Origin of the sequence: Thiofaba sp. EF100, assembly GCF_039822285.1 — a bacterium.
In the GTDB taxonomy this organism is placed as follows: Bacteria; Pseudomonadota; Gammaproteobacteria; order Halothiobacillales; family Halothiobacillaceae; genus Thiofaba.
Map to the genome: position 1 here is coordinate 555,510 of NZ_JBAJEY010000001.1, position 17,444 is coordinate 572,953.

General features: G+C 65.0%; 22 protein-coding genes. 4 read left to right on the forward strand and 18 right to left on the reverse strand.

Translation table 11 applies throughout. The features are described 5' to 3' along the window. The first annotated feature begins 199 nt into the window (after positions 1 to 199). A complete protein-coding gene (locus tag V6D91_RS02670; RefSeq protein ID WP_347317633.1) occupies positions 200 to 2,212 on the forward strand; it encodes a methyl-accepting chemotaxis protein in 2,013 nt (670 codons plus the stop codon). A 43-nt stretch (positions 2,213 to 2,255) separates the two neighbouring features. Here the strand turns inward: V6D91_RS02670 and fur are convergent, their stop codons facing one another. After that, positions 2,256 to 2,663, reverse strand: a complete 408-nt coding sequence (gene fur / locus V6D91_RS02675) for a ferric iron uptake transcriptional regulator (protein WP_347317634.1) — start codon at positions 2,661 to 2,663, stop codon at positions 2,256 to 2,258. A 79-nt stretch (positions 2,664 to 2,742) separates the two neighbouring features. Here fur and V6D91_RS02680 point away from each other — a divergent pair, with 79 nt between their 5' ends. Continuing rightward, positions 2,743 to 3,087 (forward strand): outer membrane protein assembly factor BamE, encoded by a 345-nt coding sequence (locus V6D91_RS02680; protein WP_347317635.1) that lies wholly within the window; start codon positions 2,743 to 2,745, stop codon positions 3,085 to 3,087. A 15-nt stretch (positions 3,088 to 3,102) separates the two neighbouring features. Here the strand turns inward: V6D91_RS02680 and V6D91_RS02685 are convergent, their stop codons facing one another. The 3 genes from V6D91_RS02685 to V6D91_RS02695 are packed head-to-tail and all read right to left on the reverse strand — an operon-like array spanning position 3,103 to position 5,245. Then, positions 3,103 to 3,450 carry an RnfH family protein gene (locus tag V6D91_RS02685; protein ID WP_347317636.1) on the reverse strand — a complete coding sequence of 116 codons (348 nt, stop codon included), beginning with the start codon at positions 3,448 to 3,450 and terminating at the stop codon, positions 3,103 to 3,105. Then, a complete protein-coding gene (locus tag V6D91_RS02690) occupies positions 3,434 to 3,874 on the reverse strand; it encodes a type II toxin-antitoxin system RatA family toxin (protein ID WP_347317637.1) in 441 nt (146 codons plus the stop codon). The genes V6D91_RS02685 and V6D91_RS02690 overlap by 17 nt, the downstream gene beginning before the upstream one ends. Before the next feature lie 6 nt (positions 3,875 to 3,880). Next, on the reverse strand, positions 3,881 to 5,245 hold the full coding sequence (locus tag V6D91_RS02695; RefSeq protein WP_347317638.1) for a sodium-dependent transporter: 1,365 nt from the start codon (positions 5,243 to 5,245) through the stop codon (positions 3,881 to 3,883). A gap of 96 nt (positions 5,246 to 5,341) precedes the next feature. Between V6D91_RS02695 and smpB the strand changes: the two genes are divergently transcribed. After that, positions 5,342 to 5,827, forward strand: coding sequence for an SsrA-binding protein SmpB (gene smpB / locus V6D91_RS02700; RefSeq protein WP_347317639.1), 486 nt, complete (start codon positions 5,342 to 5,344; stop codon positions 5,825 to 5,827). Positions 5,828 to 6,085: 258 nt separating this feature from the next. On the opposite strand, the gene dnaQ is transcribed toward smpB, so the two are convergent. The 3 genes from dnaQ to V6D91_RS02715 are packed head-to-tail and all read right to left on the reverse strand — an operon-like array spanning position 6,086 to position 8,042. Next, on the reverse strand, positions 6,086 to 6,814 hold the full coding sequence (gene dnaQ, locus V6D91_RS02705) for a DNA polymerase III subunit epsilon (RefSeq protein ID WP_347317640.1): 729 nt from the start codon (positions 6,812 to 6,814) through the stop codon (positions 6,086 to 6,088). Continuing rightward, positions 6,811 to 7,293 (reverse strand): ribonuclease HI, encoded by a 483-nt coding sequence (gene rnhA / locus V6D91_RS02710; RefSeq protein WP_347317641.1) that lies wholly within the window; start codon positions 7,291 to 7,293, stop codon positions 6,811 to 6,813. The genes dnaQ and rnhA overlap by 4 nt, the downstream gene beginning before the upstream one ends. Further along, positions 7,290 to 8,042 (reverse strand): class I SAM-dependent methyltransferase, encoded by a 753-nt coding sequence (locus V6D91_RS02715; protein ID WP_347317642.1) that lies wholly within the window; start codon positions 8,040 to 8,042, stop codon positions 7,290 to 7,292. The genes rnhA and V6D91_RS02715 overlap by 4 nt, the downstream gene beginning before the upstream one ends. A gap of 62 nt (positions 8,043 to 8,104) precedes the next feature. Between V6D91_RS02715 and V6D91_RS02720 the strand changes: the two genes are divergently transcribed. Further along, positions 8,105 to 8,728, forward strand: a complete 624-nt coding sequence (locus tag V6D91_RS02720; protein WP_347317643.1) for a 3'-5' exonuclease — start codon at positions 8,105 to 8,107, stop codon at positions 8,726 to 8,728. Here the strand turns inward: V6D91_RS02720 and V6D91_RS02725 are convergent. The 11 genes from V6D91_RS02725 to hisD form a co-directional block, all read right to left on the reverse strand. Next, positions 8,721 to 9,158: a ClpXP protease specificity-enhancing factor gene (locus V6D91_RS02725; protein ID WP_347317644.1), complete on the reverse strand. Its 438-nt coding sequence runs from the start codon at positions 9,156 to 9,158 to the stop codon at positions 8,721 to 8,723. The genes V6D91_RS02720 and V6D91_RS02725 overlap by 8 nt on opposite strands. Further along, positions 9,155 to 9,778: a glutathione S-transferase N-terminal domain-containing protein gene (locus V6D91_RS02730; RefSeq protein ID WP_347317645.1), complete on the reverse strand. Its 624-nt coding sequence runs from the start codon at positions 9,776 to 9,778 to the stop codon at positions 9,155 to 9,157. Before V6D91_RS02730 ends, V6D91_RS02725 begins: the two co-directional genes overlap by 4 nt. Positions 9,779 to 9,894: 116 nt before the next feature. Beyond that, positions 9,895 to 10,641, reverse strand: a complete 747-nt coding sequence (locus V6D91_RS02735) for a cytochrome c1 (protein WP_347317646.1) — start codon at positions 10,639 to 10,641, stop codon at positions 9,895 to 9,897. Next, positions 10,638 to 11,858, reverse strand: a complete 1,221-nt coding sequence (locus tag V6D91_RS02740; protein ID WP_347317647.1) for a cytochrome bc complex cytochrome b subunit — start codon at positions 11,856 to 11,858, stop codon at positions 10,638 to 10,640. Before V6D91_RS02740 ends, V6D91_RS02735 begins: the two co-directional genes overlap by 4 nt. Next, the gene (gene petA, locus V6D91_RS02745) at positions 11,855 to 12,451 is read right to left on the reverse strand and encodes a ubiquinol-cytochrome c reductase iron-sulfur subunit (RefSeq protein WP_347317648.1); all 597 of its coding nucleotides are present in this window, start codon (positions 12,449 to 12,451) and stop codon (positions 11,855 to 11,857) included. The genes V6D91_RS02740 and petA overlap by 4 nt, the downstream gene beginning before the upstream one ends. Positions 12,452 to 12,647: 196 nt before the next feature. Continuing rightward, the gene (locus tag V6D91_RS02750) at positions 12,648 to 13,409 is read right to left on the reverse strand and encodes a Nif3-like dinuclear metal center hexameric protein (protein ID WP_347317649.1); all 762 of its coding nucleotides are present in this window, start codon (positions 13,407 to 13,409) and stop codon (positions 12,648 to 12,650) included. Between the two features lie 10 nt (positions 13,410 to 13,419). Then, positions 13,420 to 14,079 (reverse strand): hypothetical protein, encoded by a 660-nt coding sequence (locus V6D91_RS02755; protein WP_347317650.1) that lies wholly within the window; start codon positions 14,077 to 14,079, stop codon positions 13,420 to 13,422. Between the two features lie 42 nt (positions 14,080 to 14,121). Beyond that, entirely contained in the window at positions 14,122 to 15,183 is a 1,062-nt protein-coding gene (hisC, locus tag V6D91_RS02760) for a histidinol-phosphate transaminase (protein WP_347317651.1), read from the reverse strand. A 159-nt stretch (positions 15,184 to 15,342) separates the two neighbouring features. Then, positions 15,343 to 15,699, reverse strand: a complete 357-nt coding sequence (locus tag V6D91_RS02765) for a nucleotidyltransferase domain-containing protein (RefSeq protein WP_347317652.1) — start codon at positions 15,697 to 15,699, stop codon at positions 15,343 to 15,345. Beyond that, positions 15,686 to 16,123 carry a nucleotidyltransferase substrate binding protein gene (locus tag V6D91_RS02770; protein WP_347317653.1) on the reverse strand — a complete coding sequence of 146 codons (438 nt, stop codon included), beginning with the start codon at positions 16,121 to 16,123 and terminating at the stop codon, positions 15,686 to 15,688. Before V6D91_RS02770 ends, V6D91_RS02765 begins: the two co-directional genes overlap by 14 nt. Positions 16,124 to 16,133: 10 nt before the next feature. After that, positions 16,134 to 17,444: a histidinol dehydrogenase gene (gene hisD / locus V6D91_RS02775; RefSeq protein WP_347317654.1), complete on the reverse strand. Its 1,311-nt coding sequence runs from the start codon at positions 17,442 to 17,444 to the stop codon at positions 16,134 to 16,136.

Here is a 17,444-nt window from a genome sequence, read left to right on the forward strand (position 1 = left end):
GCCCCACTGGCGCGACTATTGCTTGCTCCACCCGCATCCTTAACGAAGTGAAGAGCACGGACTCATGCCGCGACACGTACTGAAAAGCCTTGAAATGAACCGATCGCCGGCAGAAAGACACTGGCTCCCATGGTGGGGGAAGACGGGAAAAATCGCCTTGGGGTGGAGTTGTCTCATCAACCGGTCGTACTACCCGATCGTGGAACAGACCTTCGAGGGGATCGCCGCCACCCGGGTCCGGCTGCTCACGCTGTGGGCGACGCAGCAGTGGCGACAGCTGGAGACGACCGCCGCCCACCTGGTCCATGGCTGGCCGGCGCAGGACCCCGCCTTCCTTGAGAGCCGCAGACGCTCGGCGCGGGATTTCTCCGAACTGTTCGTCATCGATGCCGAAGGCAAGGTCCTGTGCAGCACGCACGCCCCGCATGTCGGTGGGCGAGACCTCTCGCCCAAGGCCATCGAGCGGGGGATGACAGCCCCCTTCCTGCATGGCCCCTACGTCGATCCGCTGACGCAGGTCATCGGCCCGTCGACCTCCGCCTTCCATGATGCCGTCACCCTGATGTTTTACCAGCCGATCGAGGTGGCCGGGCAGGTGGTGGGCTGCCTGTGCGGGCGCGTGCCCAACGATGTCATGAGCGATCTGATCCAGCGCGAGGCCGGCCACATCTACCCCGAGTCGGGCGACAACTACATTTTCATGGTGGAGTCACGCTTCGACCCCGCCATCAAGCCGGGCACGGCCCTCTCCCGCTCGCGCTTCGAGGACAGCACCTTCACCCATGGCGAGAACCTCAAGTCCGGGGTCCACACCCCTTGGGGTACCGTGCAGGTCCGCCAGCACACGGAATTTGAGCTCCGCTTCACCGATCCGGCCACCCGTGAGCTCCACCCCGGGGTGCGGGAAACCATCCGCAAGGGGGAGAACCTGTTCGTCACCTACCCCGGCTACTCCGACTACCGGCATATCCCGGTCATCGGCAAAGGCGTCACCTTCCAGCTGCCCGGTTCGCCCGACCGCTGGGGGATGATGTGCGAGGCCGACCTCGAAGAGGTCTACCGGCGCCGCTCGCACGGCTTCCAGCTCATGCGTGGCTTCCTTCTCATCGTGCTTGGCCTGTGGGGTGCGCATACCCTGATGAGCAAGCTCCTGAACCTGCCCGTACTCGCCACCGAAGCAATCACCCTGCTGCTGGTCATCCTCGCCACCCTCCTCTTCCACCGTCTTGTCAAACGCACGCTTACCCGCCGACTGATGGCCATGACCGAGGTCATCCGCGCCATCGCCGAGGGCGGCGGCAACCTGCGACAACGACTGACGTCCCAGTTCCTCACCGCCGACGAGAGCGGAGACATGGGGCGCTGGATCAACAGCTTCATCGACAACCTGGAAGGTACCGTGCGCGAGGTGATCCGTGCCAGCGGGGAGGTCGCTGACACCAACGCGCGCATGCTCGAGCGCCAGCAGGCCGCGCAGGAGACCGCCGATACCGTGAACCGCATCGTCGGCAACCTGCTGGTCATGCTCGCGGCTCAGGGCGAGGAGACGCGCCGCGCCGGGGAGACCGCCTCCTCCATGCGGGAGGCCATCGAGCATGTGGTGCTCGAGGCCCGCGCCCAGTTCGATACCGCCCGGGGCGAGATCCAGGCGCTGCAGGGCACAGTGGAAAACACGACCGGCACGATCCGCAATCTCAACGAGCGGGTCAGCCGGATCGCCGAGTTCGTCAAGGTCATCACCGGCATCACCGAGCAGACCAACCTGCTTGCACTCAATGCCGCCATCGAGGCCGCACGGGCGGGGGAGCACGGCCGGGGGTTCTCCGTGGTGGCCGAGGAGGTGCGCAACCTGGCGGCCCGCACGGCCAGCGCCGCGCAGGACATCTCGAGCATGATCGGCGACATCCAGGGCGATGCCCAGCGGGCGGTGACCGCGATGGAAAACAGCCTGCGCGATGTGGAAAACGGCCTGCGCATGGCGGAGGCCGCGTCCCACGACAAGACCGAGCTGCAGGAAAGCATGCGGCGGCTGTTCACTACCCTCGGGCAAATCAACGACGGGACGACACGCCAGAGTGACGGCATTGCCGAGGTGGCCGATGCCGTGGAGGGACTCGGCCAGGCCATCCGCGCGCTGCGCATGAGCTCGGATGAGGTGCACCAGACCGCCGCCCGGCTGGGACACCTGGTGGGGCAGTTTCAGGTCAGCTGAGAAGGCGGGGTCTGGCCCCCGCCATTCGGGAAGGACGGACGGATCAGGCGTTGTTGCGCTTGATGCCGTAGATCACGAGGGCGTGGTCGGTGATCTCGAAGCCATGCTCCTCGGCGATCTTGTTGATGCGCTCCTGGATGATGGGGTCGTAGAACTCCTCCACCACACCGGTCTTCACGCACACGATATGGTCGTGGTTGCCCTTGGCAACCAGCTCGAACACGGCCTTGCCGCTCTCGAACTGATGGCGGGTGACGATCTCGGCATCCTCGAACTGGGTGAGCACCCGGTAGACGGTGGCCAGGCCGATCTCCTCGCCCTGCTCGAGCAGGATGCGGTAGATGTCCTCGGCGGAAAGATGCTGATCGGCATTCTGCTCGAGCACCTCGAGGATCTTGATGCGCGGCAGGGTGACCTTCAGGCCCGCCTTCTTCAGTTCATGGGTTTCCACGTAACAGGGCTCCCGGAGTGGATGCGAACGGCTTGGGAGTGTATTTTAGCGCGGATTCACTGCCAGCTAGCGAATAACCATGCGCCATGCACGCCCTCTGCTCGCCCTCGCCCTTCCGCTCGTCCTGAGTGCCTGCGCCTCGAGCTCGATGCCGGGCTTCCTGCAGGTCTACAAGATGGACATCCACCAGGGCAACATCCTGGATGAGGACAAGGTGAAGGGACTGCGCCTTGGCATGACCGAGAACGAGGTCCGCTTCCTGCTCGGCAGCCCGATGCTGGTGGATATCTTCCACCAGCACCGCTGGGATTACATCTACTACAACAAGCCGGGCAAGGACGAACCCCAGCAGCGCCGGATCAGTCTGTTCTTCGAGTCCGGGCGCCTGGCGCGCATCGAACCGCCGCTGGAGGCGGCAAACTAAACTCTCCTCGCGGGGTCAGTCAGCTTCGATCTCGCCGCCACCCTTCTTCATCCGCTTGCCCTCCTCCGCGCGCTGCTTGCGCACGGCCTTCGGGTCGGCGATCAACGGCCGGTAGATCTCCACCCGCTCCCCTGCGCGCAGCACACGGCTTCCTGGCACCGGCTTGGCGAAGACGCCGATCTTGTTCACCCCAAGATCGATCTCGGGATGGCGCTCGAGGATACCGGAGCGTCGGATCGCCTCCTCGGCACTGGTACCTTCCGGCACCATGAGGCGCAGCAGGGTCTGCCGCTCGGGCAGGGCATAGGCAACCTCGACCGGGATCATGGCACCCGCGCCACCGTGCTCAGACGCGCCGGCCATAGACCTCCTCCGCGCGGCGGTGGAAGGATTGCACCATCTCGCCGGCGATGGTGGTGAACACCGGCCCCACCGCCAGTTCGATCAGCTTGTTGGAGAACTGGAACTCCAAGTCCAGGCTGACCTTGCACCCCCCCTCCCCCATCGGCTCGAAGCGCCAGAAACCGTGCAGGTGCTTGAACGGGCCATCCACCAGACGCATCTCGATCATCTTATCCTGCTGCATCAGGTTGTGGGTGGTGAAACTCTTGCGCAGGGCGCCCTTGCTGATGGTCACGCTGGCGCGCAGTTCATCCTCGCCGCGCGAGATCACTTTCGAATCGCTGCACCAGGGCAGGAAGACATGGTAATCCTCGACGGCACCCACGAGGGTGAACATCTCATTGGGGGTGTAAGGCACGATGGCCTCGCGATGAAGCATGGTCATGAGCATTTATCCGAGCAGGCCGAGGCCATGGAGAAGGACGACAAGAATACCCAAGGGCGCGACATAGCGGGTCAGCACCCGCCACAGGACATAGGCGGCGGCCGGCAGACCAAGCTCCTCAAAGCTGGATGCTCGTCGCATGACCCAGGTCGCAAACACCGCCAGCAGCAGCCCCCCGAGCGGAAGCATGATGTTCGAGGTCAGGAAATCAAGCAGCTCGAAAAAGTTTTTCCCGAACAGCCTGACCTCGGCCCAGTGATTGAAGGAGAGCACGGTCAGGATGCCCAGCGCCCAGGCGGCAAAGCCGAGCAGCGTGCCCGCACGCGCCCGGCTCCAGCCGCGGCTCTCGACGAGGTAGGCCACCGCCGGCTCGATCATGGAAATGGACGAGGTCCAGGCCGCGAGCACCAGGGCAACAAAAAACAACGCGCCGAACACCACGCCGAAGCTCATCTGGCCAAAGGCAATCGGCAGGGTCTGGAAGACCAGGCCCGGCCCGGCGGACGGTTCCAGGCCATTGGCGAAGACGATGGGATAGATGGCCATGCCCGCGAGCAGGGCCACGAGGGTGTCAGCGGCGACGATGATCAGGGCCGTCCGGGCAATGGAGGTGCGCTCGGGCATGTATGAACCATAGGCCATGATGGTGCCCATACCGATGCTCAAGGTGAAAAAGGCATGCCCCATGGCCACCACCACGGCAGAGGCCGAGAGCTTGCTGAAGTTCGGCGTGAACATGAACGCGAGGGCCTCGGCAAAATGCCCGGTACTGAGCCCATACCCCACCAGGATGAGCAGGATGATGAACAGCAAAGGCATGAGCAGGGTGGTGAAAGCCTCAAGCCCCGCACGCACCCCACGCACCACCACCAGCATGGTGAAGAGCATGGCGATGGTGTGCCAGAACAAGAGCTCCAGCGGGTTGGCGGTGAAGGACTGGAACATCGCCTTGATGGCCGGCCCCTCCAGCCCGGTGAAGCTGCCGGCCAGGGCCCGCTCGACATAGGCAATGGCCCAGCCCATGATCACGCTGTAGTAGCTTAAGATCAGAAAACCGGCGATCACCCCCATCCAGCCAAGCAAGCTCCACGCAGCAGGTGCACCCTCCTCGCGCGCCAGGGCCTGCATGCCATGGACGGGGCTGCGGCGGGCGCGCCGGCCCAGCATGATCTCGGTGATCAGGATGGGCGTGGCCACCAGCAGGATGCAGGCAAGATAGACCAACACGAAGGCCCCGCCACCGTTCTGCCCCATGATGTAGGGAAACTTCCAGATGTTGCCAAGGCCGACGGCCGCCCCGGTCGCGGCCAAAACGAAGGCCAGGCGGGAGGACCACTGTCCATGGATGGATTCACGCGGGGTTGAAGGCATCGCGCACGACTCCGAAGCGGCGGTTTCACAAAGCCTTAATGGTAAGATGCCGCCTCCTGCTTGAACACCAGGCATCCAGCCTCATCGCCCGGCACCATGGCCAAAGACAAGAAAGACACCCACGGCGGCTCGACCATCGCCCTCAACAAGAAGGCGAAGCACGAGTACTTCATCGAGGAGCGCTTCGAGGCGGGGATCGTGCTGCAGGGCTGGGAGGTCAAGGCGATCCGCGCAGGCAAGGTCCAGATCACCGACAGCTACGTGCTGCTGAAGAACGGCGAGGCCTTTCTGTTCGGCGCGCAGATCTCCCCGCTGCTCTCCGCCTCCACCCACGTCAAGCCCGACCCTACGGCCACACGCAAGCTGCTGCTGCACCGCGAGGAGATCAGCAAGATGATCGGCGCGGTGGAACGCAAAGGCTATGCCCTGATCCCGCTGGCGATGTACTGGAAGGGCGGCCGGGTCAAGGTCGAGGTCGGGCTCGCCAAGGGCAAGAAGGAATTCGACAAGCGCGCAGCCGAGAAGGAGCGCGACTGGCAGCGCGAGAAGGGCCGCCTGATGCGGCACGATGCGAGAGGCTAGGCCAGCGGGTTCCCACATTCATCGCGGCGATGCGCCGCTCCCACAAGGGCAGGTCAAGCGCGTGGGAGCCGCGTGCCGCGGCGATAAGCTGAGCACATCCCCTAAGGAAACGCTGAAAATTCAGCGTTTCCCGTTTGGGGCAGGACGCCCCAACGCGAATCAACGACGCAAGTCGTTGATTCGCGGAGGCCGTCGCGGACATGCGCCGCGACGAGACGAGCTGAAAAAAATCCATGGATGGATTTTTTCAGCATTTCCCTAACTCACCGGCTCACCCAGCCGCCCCCACACGGTCTCACCCCCAGCGGCCTTGGCGATGGCCTCCATGCGCCGCTGGTGCGCCGCAACCTCCACCTCGTTCGCCCGCAGCACCTTGAGTCGCGGGCGGTCATCCGCAAGTCGCCTGGGCGCGAGGGCCGCCGGATCGAGCATCCCGGCCTCCTGGGTGTCCAGCCCGAGGCTGGACTGGCCGCCGGTCATCGCAAGGTAGACCTCCGCGAGGATGCGGGAGTCGAGCAGCGCGCCGTGCAGTTCGCGGTTGCTATTGTCCACCCCGTAGCGCTTGCACAGCGCGTCCAGGCTGTTGCGCTGGCCGGGATGCATGCGGCGGGCCAGGAGCAGGGTATCAAGCACGCCGCTGACATGGTCCTCCAAGCGGCCGTAGCCCGGGCCGAGTTTCGCCAGCTCGTGGTTGATGAAGCCGACGTCGAAGGCCGCGTTGTGGATGATCAACTCGGCGCCGCGCACGTAGTCGAGGAAGGCCTCCGCAACGTCGGCGAAGGTCGGCTTGTCGGCGAGGAACTCGTTGGTCAGGCCGTGTACGCGCACCGCATCCGCGTCGATCTCGCGCTCGGGGTTGAGGTACTGGTGGAAATCCTGCCCGGTGATGCCGCGGTTGAGCAGCTCGACGGCGCCGATCTCGATGATGCGGTGCCCCTCGCGCGGCTCAAGGCCGGTGGTTTCCGTGTCGAGGATGATCTGCCTCATGCCACGCCCTCCTTCAGTTCGTCGATGCCGCGATTGGCAAGCTGGTCCGCCAATTCGTTCTCCGGATGGCCGACATGCCCGCGCACCCAGGCCCATTCGACTTGGTGCCTGCTACACATGGCGTCCAACGCCTTCCACAGGTCGTCGTTCTTGACCGGCTTATTGTCCGCTGTGCGCCAGCCGCGCCGCTTCCAGTTGGGCATCCATTCGGTGATCCCCTTCATCACGTACTGCGAATCGGTGGTGATGCGCACCCGGCAGGGGCGCTTGAGGGCCTCGAGCGCACGGATGGCGGCCGTCAGCTCCATGCGATTGTTGGTCGTGTGCGGCTCGCCGCCCCAAAGCTGCTTTTCGTGTCCCCGCGCGCGCAGCACCACCCCCCAGCCCCCCGCGCCGGGGTTGCCTCGGCAGGCACCGTCCGTCCAGGCCTCGACCAGAGCTGGGGTGGCGGCGTGTTCCATCGGCGATGTCGGGTTCATGCATGTCTTCCCACGGTATGACGCGCCTGGGCCTGGCGCTCCTTGATCCCAAGCGCGGGGATGAGGCTCCAGCGATGGCGGATGGGCGCCGGCATGCTGACCCGCTTCCGCGCCAGCAGCAGGTGGCTCATACCCAGACGCGGCAGGAAGCGTGCGCCCCACTGCTCCATCCAGCCCTCACCGTCGCGGTTGAAATCACGGAGGCAGCCGTGCCCTGCCCAGGCCTCCGCCTGCACGTCGTAGCCGAGCAGGCCCAGCCAGTCATGCAGGCGCTTGCGCCCGAGGCGATGGCCGTACCAGGGGGCACGGCGCCCCGCATGGATCAGACCGCGCACCCCCCAGAGGCCGAGGGGGTTGAAGCTCATCAGCAACAAGTGGCCCTCAGGCAGCAGCACGCGATCGGCCTCGCGCAGCACCTGGTGCGGGTCGAGGGCATATTCCAGCACATGATGCAGCAGGACGAGGTCGACCGACTCCGCCGCAAGTGGCAGGGCCTCGAACAACCCCCTCACGTCCCCCGAGCGCGGCCCGAGGGTGAACTGGTGGGGGATGCGCAGTCCCCGCACCTCGCCCAGCAGGGCTGGCTGCAGGCCGAGCAGCGCCGCATGGTAGCCAAAACAACGGGACAGCCAATCCTCCACGGCCGCACCCTCCTTGCGCCACAAGGCCGCGGCGTCGGGGGTCGCCCACCAGGCGGCGAGCTGTTCGAGCCGGTCTGGGGACGGGGGAATGGTGTAGGCTGACTGCATGCGGCCTCTGCGATGGCGAGCTTGGTACTATTGCATAGATTACGACCCCGGGATGCAACCTCATGAACCCCGTCGCACGCTGGTGGTACCGGCGCAGGCTACGCGATGCGCGCTTCGCTCACCTGTTCGATGCGCCACCACCGGACGAGGCGGTGTGCCTCGACTGCGAGGCCAGCCGCCTGTCCGCGAAGACCGGGGAGCTGCTGTCGATCGGCGCGATCCGCATCGTCGCTGGCCGGCTGGAGACGAGTTCGGCCCTGCGCCTGACGGTGCGTCCGCGCGGGGTCATCGAAGGGGAAAGCATCCGGGTGCACGGCCTGCGCAATGTCGACGTGGCCAGCGGTCTGCCGGTGGAGGAGGCCCTCCGCCGGCTGCTCGACTTCATCGGGCCGCGCCCGGTGGTCGGCTACTACGTCGATTTCGACATGGACCTGATCGACCGCTACGTGCATGACTGGCTGGGCATCCGGCTGCCCAACCGACGGATCGAGGTGGCCACCGAATACTACCACTGGCGCTTCGGCCGCCTGGCGCACCGGCCGGCGGACCTGCGGCTGGAGACCATCCTGCAGGTCCTGGAACTGCCCGCCGGCGGCCGCCATGACGCCTACCACGACGCCCTGACCGCCGGCCTGATCCATCTCAAGCTGGCCGCCCTGCGGGGCCCGACGTCGAACCCTACTTGACCCGGCGCAGATGGCCGCCGCGGCGCGGTGGAGTAGGCGGCGTTTCTTCCGGGCCCGTCGCATCGGACCCGCCGACCGCGGGGATCTCGCCCTCCGACTCGTCCGCCACCTCACCGGGCATGGTCTCGGGCGGGAAGCCCATCCCCTGCCCCGTCTCCCGGTCGTAGATCGCAAGCACCGCCTGCACCGGGGCGCTGACGGTGAAGGCACGGCCGCTGAAGCGCGCGGAAAAGCGCACCTCGGCGTTGCCGAGGCTCAACCCCTGCACCGCATGGGGGGCGATGTTGAGCGTGATCTGGCCGTCCTTCACATGCTCAGGCGGCACGACCACCCCAGGCTGCCGGGCATCCACCACGATGTAGGGGATGTGGTCGTTGTCCACGATCCACTCGTACAGGGCACGCAGCAGATACGGGCGGCTCGAGGTCACGCCCGCATCTCCAACTCGAGGTCGGAGAGGCTCTCGCGGAAGGTCGGGCGGCTGAAGATGCGCTCCATGTAGTCGTTGAGGGCCTTGGCCTGGGCCGGGATCTCGATGCCGTACACCGGCAGGCGCCAGAGGATCGGCGCGAGGGTGGCATCGGCCAGGCTGAACTCATCGCTCATGATGTAGGGGCTGGCGGCGAACACCGGCATGATGGACAACAGGCCCTCGCGCAGCGTCTTGCGCGCCTTGGCTGCGCCCTTGCCGCCCTCGGCCAACTCCGGCAGCAACGGGTACCAGTCGTGCTCGATGCGGTACAGGGCGGTGCGCACCTTGGCGCGGCTGACCGGGTCGATCGGCATCAATGGCGGATGCGGGAAGCGTTCGTCCAGGTACTCCATGATCACCCGCGCGTTGGTCAGCACCAGATCACGGTCGACCAGGGTCGGCAGGGTGCCGGTCGGGCTCAGGTCGAGGAAGTCCTCGGGCGGATTGGCGGGGTTGACCTCCACCATATCGGCCGTGAGCTCTTTTTCGGCCAGCACGATGCGCGTGCGATGGCTGTCCGGATTGTCAGGATGCGAAAAAAGCGTCATGACGCCGCGGCGACTTGCGCTGCTGCCCATGCGTGACCTCTCCAAAGGGGTTGAAAACGCGGCGATTCTAGCACAGCAGACAAGCCCCATGCGTGGAGATGAAAAAGCCCGGCGTGGCCGGGCTGGATGAAGGGGCGCGCGGGTCTTTACTTCACGTCGCGCCAGTACTCCTTCTTGAGCAGGTAGGCGATGACAAAGAACAGCACCAGGAAACCCAGCACCCAGGGGCCGAGGCCCAGGCGCTTGAGCTGGGCAGGCTCGCCCATGTAGACCATGAAGCCGACCAGGTCGCGGATCATGGCGTCGAACTCCTCGGGTTTCAGGGTACCCGGCTGCTCCAGCCTGAGGGCGTCCACCACGATCTCCTTCGCCCCCCCCTCGTGCGCGACTTCGTGGGTGACGGGCATCACCACCCCCTGCTCGCGCCAGAAGACGTTGGGCATGCCGACGTCCTTGAACAGCAGGTTGTTGGCCCCTGTGGGCCGCGCCGGGTCGACATAGAAGCTGCGCAGGTAGGTGTACAACCAGTCCGCACCCCGCGAGCGCGCGGTCAGCGACAGGTCAGGCGGTACCGCACCGTTGAAGGCCGTCTTGGCATAGTCCGCGGGCATGGCACTGACCATGGTCTCACCCACCTTGGCCTCGCCCTTGATCAGACGCTGCTTGACCTCCTCATCGGTCCAGCCAAGATCCTGGCCGATGCGGTTGTAGCGCATGTACTTCGCGGAGTGGCAGCTCAGGCAGTTGTCGACGAATAGCTGGGCGCCACGCTGCAGGGAGGCCGTGTCGGAAATGTCGATGCCGGCCTTGTCCAGCGGCATACCATGGCCGCCCCCCGCCATGACGGCCGCAGGGAACACCAGGGCGGCCGCAATCCATCCAAATCGCTTCATCGGGTGATCCTCTCCGGCACGGGCTTGGTCTTCTCGTTCTTGCTGATCCACCACAGGGCGGCGAAGTAGCCGAAGTAGAGGATGGTGAAGAACTGCGCCAGCAGGGTCAGGGTCGGGGTGGCCGGCTTCATGCCCAGCCAACCGAGCACGATGAAGCTGACCACGAACATGCCGAGCAGCGCCTTGAAGGTGGTCGAGCGGTAGCGGATGGACTTGACCGGGTTGCGGTCCAGCCAGGGCAGCAGGAACAGGACGAAGATCGCCGCGCCCATGGCCACCACGCCGAGGAACTTGTCCGGCACCGCGCGCAGGATGGCGTAGAACGGGGTGAAGTACCACACCGGGGCGATGTGTTCCGGGGTCTGCATCGGGTTGGCCGGGACGAAGTTCGGCTTCTCGAGGAAGTAGCCACCCATCTCGGGCAGGTAGAACACGACGATGGCGAAGAAGAACAGGAACACGGTCACGCCGACGATGTCCTTCACCGTGTAGTACGGATGGAAGGGAATGCCGTCCAGCGGGCGACCCTGGGCGTCTTTATGTTCCTTGATCTCGACCCCGTCGGGGTTGTTCGAGCCGACCTCGTGCAGGGCCATGATGTGGCCGCCGATGAGGAACAGCAGCACCAGCGGCAGGGCGATGACGTGCAGGGCGAAGAAGCGGTTGAGGGTGGCATCCCCCACCACGTAGTCACCGCGGATCCACAGCGCAAGGTCCGGGCCGATGAACGGGATGGCGCCGAACAGGGAGATGATCACCTGCGCGCCCCAGTAGGACATCTGCCCCCAGGGCAGTAGGTAGCCCATGAAGGCCTCGGCCATGAGCACCAGGTAGATCAGCATGCCGAAGATCCACACCAGCTCGCGCGGCTTCTTGTAGGAGCCATACATCATCCCGCGCAGCATGTGCAGGTAGATGACGATGAAGAACGCCGAGGCCCCAGTGGAGTGCAGGTAGCGGATCAGCCAGCCCCACTCCACATCGCGCATGATGTACTCGACCGAGGCGAAGGCCTCGGCGGCGGACGGCTTGTAGTTCATGGTCAGCCAGATGCCGGAGACAATCTGGATGACGAACACGGTCAGCGCCAGCGAGCCGAAGAAGTACCAGAGGTTGAAATTCTTCGGCACGTAGTAGCCGGAGAGGTGCGCGTTCCAGAAGTGCGAGATCGGCAGGCGATCGTCGAACCAGTGGAAAACCCTGCGAAGTGCGTTCATGCCTTACCCTCCCCGTCACTGCCGATCACCAGGGTGGTGTCGCCCAGGAAGGCATACGGCGGCACCTCCAGGTTGGTGGGCGCGGGCACGCCCTTGTAGACGCGCCCGGCCAGGTCGAAGCGCGAACCGTGGCAGGGGCAGAAGAAACCGCCCTTCCATTCCGCCCCCAGATCCGCCGGTGCGATCTCCGGCCGGTAGGTCGGCGCGCAGCCGAGGTGCGTGCAGATGCCAATGGCAACGAAGATTTCTGGCTTGAGCGAGCGGTACTCGTTGCGTGCGTAGTCGGGCTGCTGCGGGACTTCGGAAGCCGGGTCGCGCAGGTTGCCTTCCAGTGCCTTGAGCGAGGCCAGGTTGGCCTCGGTGCGGCGCAGGATGTACACCGGTTTGCCACGCCATTCGACGGTGATCATCTGGCCCGGGGCCAGTTTGCCGATATCGACTTCCACCGGCGCACCGGCGGCCTGGGCCTTGGCGCTGGGCTGGAAGGAGGAAATGAAGGGCACCATGGCCGCAACCACGCCGGCACCGCCCACTACGGTGGCGGCGCCGGTCAGGAAGCGGCGGCGGCGCAGATCAACGTCCTGCTCGGACATGCATCTCTCCTGTCGGTCAGAGTGGACCGGGCATCACCCGGTGCCCGCTCGGGGCAAAATCCCGCCAAGGATCCCTGATGCGGCCCCGCCTGACAAGGCATTCATGCCATCAGCATGTTAAGGATTTCTTATGCGCAGATAATCCCGAGCAAAGCACTTGGGTCAATCCGCCCAAGTGCCTGCGGCGGTGCGACGATCAGGCGGGGTTGTCAATGTCGACGAAGCGATGCGTCAGGCCGAAGCGTTCGGCGAGATGCTCACCCAGGGCGCGCGCGCCGAAGCGCTCGGTGGCGTGATGACCGCAGGCATAGAAGTGGAGGCCCATCTCGCGCGCCACGTGCACGGTATGCTCGGAGACCTCGCCGGTCAGGTAGGCATCGAGGCCGAGCGCGGCCGCTTCGCCGATGTACCCCTGCGCCCCGCCGCTACACAGCCCGACGGTGCGGATCGGCCCGGGCTTGCCCGCCACGTGCAACACCGACCGCCCAAGCAGGGCCTCCAGCCTTTGGGCGAGCACCTCACCCGCCACCGGCTCGGCAAAGGCCCCCCGCACGCCGATCTCCGCCCCCGCCTGGCCGATAAAGCCCTTAAGCTCGCCAAGCCCCAGCGCCCGCGCCCACTGGGCGTTGTTGCCAAGTTCAGGATGACCGTCCAAGGGCAAATGGTAGGCGATGAGGTTGATCTCATGCGCAAGCAGAGTGGCGAGGCGCCTGCGCTTCATGCCAGTGATCCGGGCGTCCTCGCCCTTCCAGAAATAGCCGTGGTGCACCAGCACGGCGTCCGCCTTGAATTCGACCGCCGCATCCAGCAGGGCCTGGCTTGCGGTCACGCCGCTGACAATGCGCCCGATGTCGGTGCGTCCCTCGACCTGCAGACCGTTGGGCGCATAGTCGGCAAAGGCTCCGACATTGAGGAGGCCGTCACAGTAGGCCAGGAGGTCATCACGGGAGATCGTCATGAAACACCTCTCACGAACGGAACAGACGTGGGTTGCTAGCGATGAACTTGCGGATCCAGGCCTCGATGAAGGAGACCTGGCGGTGCTTCATGTACCACCAGCCGAGCAGGCTGATGACCAGGGCACCGAGGGCATCCAGGATCAGGTCCCACATGGTGTCGGTCAAACCGGAAGGGTCACCGAACATCGGCTTCTGCATGTTCATGCCGAACAGACGATCCATCCCGAACTCGAAGATCTCCCAAAGGACGCCCGCGCCCAACGCGAACAGAAAGGCGAACAGGGCAACGAAGCCCGGGCGCAGGTGCAGATCGACGCGCTCGTTTTCGTTGAGCACGTAGACCAGCAGGAAGCCGAGTATGCCGAGAAGCAGGCCTGAACTTGCATGCAGGACCATGTCCCACCACCACACACGCTCATAGAAACGATGCACCTCGCCAAGGAACAGCGACGCGAAGATGAAGAGCACCGCGAGGAGATGGAACTCAGCGGGTATGGCCACCGGCATGCGACGCGGCGCAAGCATCGGGGCCAGCGCAATGGCCAGGATGGCGGCGATCAGGAAGGTCGTCATCCACTGCCCTTCCCACACGGCCACAAAGAATTCGAGCAGCATCAGCGCCACAAGAACGCCCACGACAATGCCGTGAAAGCGACGTGCACCGCTCATGTCATGCCTGCATGAGGCTGGCCTTGAGCCTGCACCCCGGACTCAGGTCCCCAGTTCCGCAGCCAGGGCTGCCAGAAGCGCCGCGTTTTGCTCCGGCGTGCCGATCGTGATGCGCAGGTACTGGTCGATGCGCGGCTTGTTGAAGTGACGCACGATCACGCCGTGCTCGCGCAGGCCCGCCGCAATGCGCTCGGCCTTGTGCCCGGGATGGCGGGCAAAGATGAAGTTGGCCGCCGAGGGCACGATGTCAAAACCGAGCTTTGCCATGGCCTCGACCAGCATCTCGCGGCTCTCCATCACCGCGCGACGGGTCTGCAGGAACCAGGCCTCATCCTGGAACGCCGCGACCGCCCCGGCGATAGCGAGCCGGTCCAGGGGATAGGAATTGAAGCTGTCCTTGACCCGTACCAGGGCCTCGATCAGCTCCGGATGACCGACCGCGAAGCCCACCCGCAACCCGGCCAGCGAGCGCGATTTGGACAAGGTCTGCACGACCAGCAGGTTGGGATAACGATGCACCAGGGGGATGGCCGTCTCACCCCCGAAGTCGATGTAGGCCTCATCCACCACCAGCACGGAGTCGGGATTCGCATCGAGCAGGGCCTCGATCTGCGCAAGCGGCAGCAGGCGGCCGGTCGGCGCGTTCGGGTTGGGGAAGATGATGCCGCCGTTCGGCTTCCGGTAGTCCTCGATGCGGATGGAGAAATCATCCGCGAGCGGCACCGTGCTGTAGGCGATCTCGTACAGCCCGCAATAGACCGGGTAGAAGCTGTAGGTCACGTCCGGGAACAGGATCGGCTCATCATGCTTGAACAGGGCCTGGAAGATGAAGGCCAGCACCTCGTCCGAGCCGTTGCCGACAAACACCTGGGCAGGCTTCAGGTCGTGGTAGGTGGCGATCGCCTCCTTGAGCGCGGTGGCCTCCGGGTCCGGGTACAGGCGCAGGCCATCCCCCACCTCGGCGCGGATCGCCTCCAGCACCTTGGGCGAGGGCCCATAGGGGTTCTCGTTGGTGTTCAGCTTGACCAGGTTGGCGATCTTCGGCTGCTCACCCGGGACATAGGGCGAGAGGCGGGATACCAGTGGGCTCCAGAAACGGCTCATGTCTTGTCTCGGTCGATGGATGCCTCGGGGTACTTCCTCGGCTGTGGACATCTGAAAAAACCAACAGTCGCTCGCCAAGGAAGCTCTGATTTACGCCTTATTCCCCGCAAGCGGGGGAAAAGGATGAAGCGTGCTCACGCAATAGTCTTCAGCACGCTCTCAGGGACTCGATGACGGCTCCCCCGGCGCATAGAACCGCGCATGACACGCACGGATCTCCTCCCGGAAACTCTCTGGAATCCTGTCCCAATCGACGATCTGCACAAAGATCGGCAACGCACTCTCGCTCAGGGCCTCGCGCAGCTTCTCGAGCTGGGAAAAAGACTGCGAAGCAGCGTGGGCTTCAGGAAAGCGAACAACAAGATCAAGATCGCTCGCCTCATGCCAATCCCCGCGCACCCGGGAGCCGTAGGCCCAAACCTCGGCCCTCGGTATGTACCGTTTCACCGCATCAAGCACCATCAACCGATAGCGCTCAGGCAGATGAATGGTCCTGGGTGATTCAGTCACCAGCATCCTGGCCAAGCCTGTGCTTCAATACCCCAGCAAGATGCCGCACATCTTCCAGAAAAGCCGGTATGAGGCGCAAGGTTTCATGGGCAAAGCCCTCGCCATAATCGTGTGCCGTATTGTTGCGATTATCACGATAGGCGAACCAGCGTTCCACCTCATCCAATGTCATCAAGCCATGCACGGCGGCCATGCGCAGCAGGTCCTTGATCGGCGTCGTTTCCAGCTTGCGAGCTCCGTGCCCGTAGGCCTTCAGGGCCTTTTTCAACAGTTTGAACGCCGTTTCCTGAGTCAGCTCGAAGCCCTTGACCACGGCATTACGAAATACCTCCTGCTCCGTACTGCCCTCTTCCGCCGCCTGATAAAGCGACAATGAGGCGCTCAACGTCTGGATACAGCGTTCGAGTTGTTCGACGTTGAGGTAGAGCATGGGCAGGGACTCAACCCATCTCGGAGTCACGTATCCGGTATGCCGCCGAGGCGGCATGCGCGAACAGCCCCTCCCCTTCGGCCAGCACGCGGGCGATCTTGCCGAGCATGGATGCCCCCTGCGCGGAGCAGCCGATCAGGCTGGAGCGTTTCTGGAAGTCGTACACGCCGAGCGGCGAGGAGAAACGCGCGGTGCGCGAGGTCGGCAGCACGTGGTTGGGACCGGCGCAGTAGTCGCCCAAGGCCTCGGCGGTGTAGCGGCCAAGGAAGATGGCACCGGCGTGGCGGATCTTGGCGGCGTAGCCTTCCGCATCCTCCACCGACAATTCCAGGTGCTCGGGGGCGATGAAGTTGATCACCCGGGCGGCCTCGTCCAGGTCGCGCACATGGATCAGCGCGCCCCGGCCTTCCATGGACTGGCGGATGATCTCGCCCCGCGGCATCTCCTCAACCAGGCGGCTGGCGGATGCGGCCACGGCATCGAGGAAGGCGGCATCCGGGGAGATGAGGATGGCCTGCGCCTGCTCGTCGTGCTCGGCCTGCGAGAACAGGTCCATGGCGATCCAGTCCGGATCGGTCTTGCCGTCGCACACGACGACGATCTCGGAGGGACCGGCAATCATGTCGATGCCGACGGTGCCATACACCATGCGCTTGGCGGTGGCGACGAAGATGTTGCCGGGACCGGTGATCTTGTCCACCTGCGGGATGGTGTCGGTGCCATAAGCCAGCGCGGCCACGGCCTGCGCGCCGCCGATGGCGAACACGCGATCCACCCCGGCAATGCGGCAGGCGGCCAGCACCAGGTCGTTGAGCTCACCGCGCGGCGCGGGGGCGACCACGATCAGCTCGGGCACGCCCGCGACCTTGGCCGGGATGGCGTTCATCAGCACCGAGGACGGATAGGCCGCCTTGCCACCCGGCACATACAGGCCGACGCGATCGAGCGGCGTGACCTGCTGGCCGAGCAGGGTGCCGTCGGCCTCGCGGTAGCTCCAGGATTCGAGCTTCTGGTGCTCGGCATAGCGGCGGATGCGCTCGGCGGCCTGCTCCAGGGCCTGGCGCTGGGCCACGGGGATACGCTCCAGCGCCTCGTCCATGCGCGGGTGGGACACTTCGAGATCCCTCATGGAGTCGGCCTCGAAATGATCGAAGCGCGCGGTGTACTCCAGCACCGCGGCATCGCCGCGGGCGCGCACGTCGCGCAGGATCCCCTGCACGGTGGCGAAGACCGCGTCGTCGGAGACGGATTCCCACTCCAGCAGCGCGTTCAGGCGGCTCTGGAAGTCGGCCTCGAAGGTGGACAGGCGTTGGATGTTCAT

What these genes read in the sequence shown, in the direction of transcription:
- petA (WP_347317648.1), bottom strand. Translation starts at nt 12,451, where the DNA reads ATGTCCGAGCAGGACGTTGATCTGCGCCGCCGCCGCTTCCTGACCGGC.
- V6D91_RS02765 (WP_347317652.1), bottom strand. Translation starts at nt 15,699, where the DNA reads ATGCTGGTGACTGAATCACCCAGGACCATTCATCTGCCTGAGCGCTAT.
- V6D91_RS02715 (WP_347317642.1), bottom strand. Translation starts at nt 8,042, where the DNA reads ATGCAGTCAGCCTACACCATTCCCCCGTCCCCAGACCGGCTCGAACAG.
- V6D91_RS02735 (WP_347317646.1), bottom strand. Translation starts at nt 10,641, where the DNA reads ATGAAGCGATTTGGATGGATTGCGGCCGCCCTGGTGTTCCCTGCGGCC.
- V6D91_RS02680 (WP_347317635.1), top strand. Translation starts at nt 2,743, where the DNA reads ATGCGCCATGCACGCCCTCTGCTCGCCCTCGCCCTTCCGCTCGTCCTG.
- V6D91_RS02720 (WP_347317643.1), top strand. Translation starts at nt 8,105, where the DNA reads ATGAACCCCGTCGCACGCTGGTGGTACCGGCGCAGGCTACGCGATGCG.
- V6D91_RS02770 (WP_347317653.1), bottom strand. Translation starts at nt 16,123, where the DNA reads ATGCTCTACCTCAACGTCGAACAACTCGAACGCTGTATCCAGACGTTG.
- V6D91_RS02740 (WP_347317647.1), bottom strand. Translation starts at nt 11,858, where the DNA reads ATGAACGCACTTCGCAGGGTTTTCCACTGGTTCGACGATCGCCTGCCG.
- V6D91_RS02730 (WP_347317645.1), bottom strand. Translation starts at nt 9,778, where the DNA reads ATGGGCAGCAGCGCAAGTCGCCGCGGCGTCATGACGCTTTTTTCGCAT.
- rnhA (WP_347317641.1), bottom strand. Translation starts at nt 7,293, where the DNA reads ATGAACCCGACATCGCCGATGGAACACGCCGCCACCCCAGCTCTGGTC.
- V6D91_RS02690 (WP_347317637.1), bottom strand. Translation starts at nt 3,874, where the DNA reads ATGACCATGCTTCATCGCGAGGCCATCGTGCCTTACACCCCCAATGAG.
- hisD (WP_347317654.1), bottom strand. Translation starts at nt 17,444, where the DNA reads ATGAACATCCAACGCCTGTCCACCTTCGAGGCCGACTTCCAGAGCCGC.
- V6D91_RS02755 (WP_347317650.1), bottom strand. Translation starts at nt 14,079, where the DNA reads ATGAGCGGTGCACGTCGCTTTCACGGCATTGTCGTGGGCGTTCTTGTG.
- dnaQ (WP_347317640.1), bottom strand. Translation starts at nt 6,814, where the DNA reads ATGAGGCAGATCATCCTCGACACGGAAACCACCGGCCTTGAGCCGCGC.
- V6D91_RS02750 (WP_347317649.1), bottom strand. Translation starts at nt 13,409, where the DNA reads ATGACGATCTCCCGTGATGACCTCCTGGCCTACTGTGACGGCCTCCTC.
- V6D91_RS02685 (WP_347317636.1), bottom strand. Translation starts at nt 3,450, where the DNA reads ATGGCCGGCGCGTCTGAGCACGGTGGCGCGGGTGCCATGATCCCGGTC.
- smpB (WP_347317639.1), top strand. Translation starts at nt 5,342, where the DNA reads ATGGCCAAAGACAAGAAAGACACCCACGGCGGCTCGACCATCGCCCTC.
- V6D91_RS02695 (WP_347317638.1), bottom strand. Translation starts at nt 5,245, where the DNA reads ATGCCTTCAACCCCGCGTGAATCCATCCATGGACAGTGGTCCTCCCGC.
- hisC (WP_347317651.1), bottom strand. Translation starts at nt 15,183, where the DNA reads ATGAGCCGTTTCTGGAGCCCACTGGTATCCCGCCTCTCGCCCTATGTC.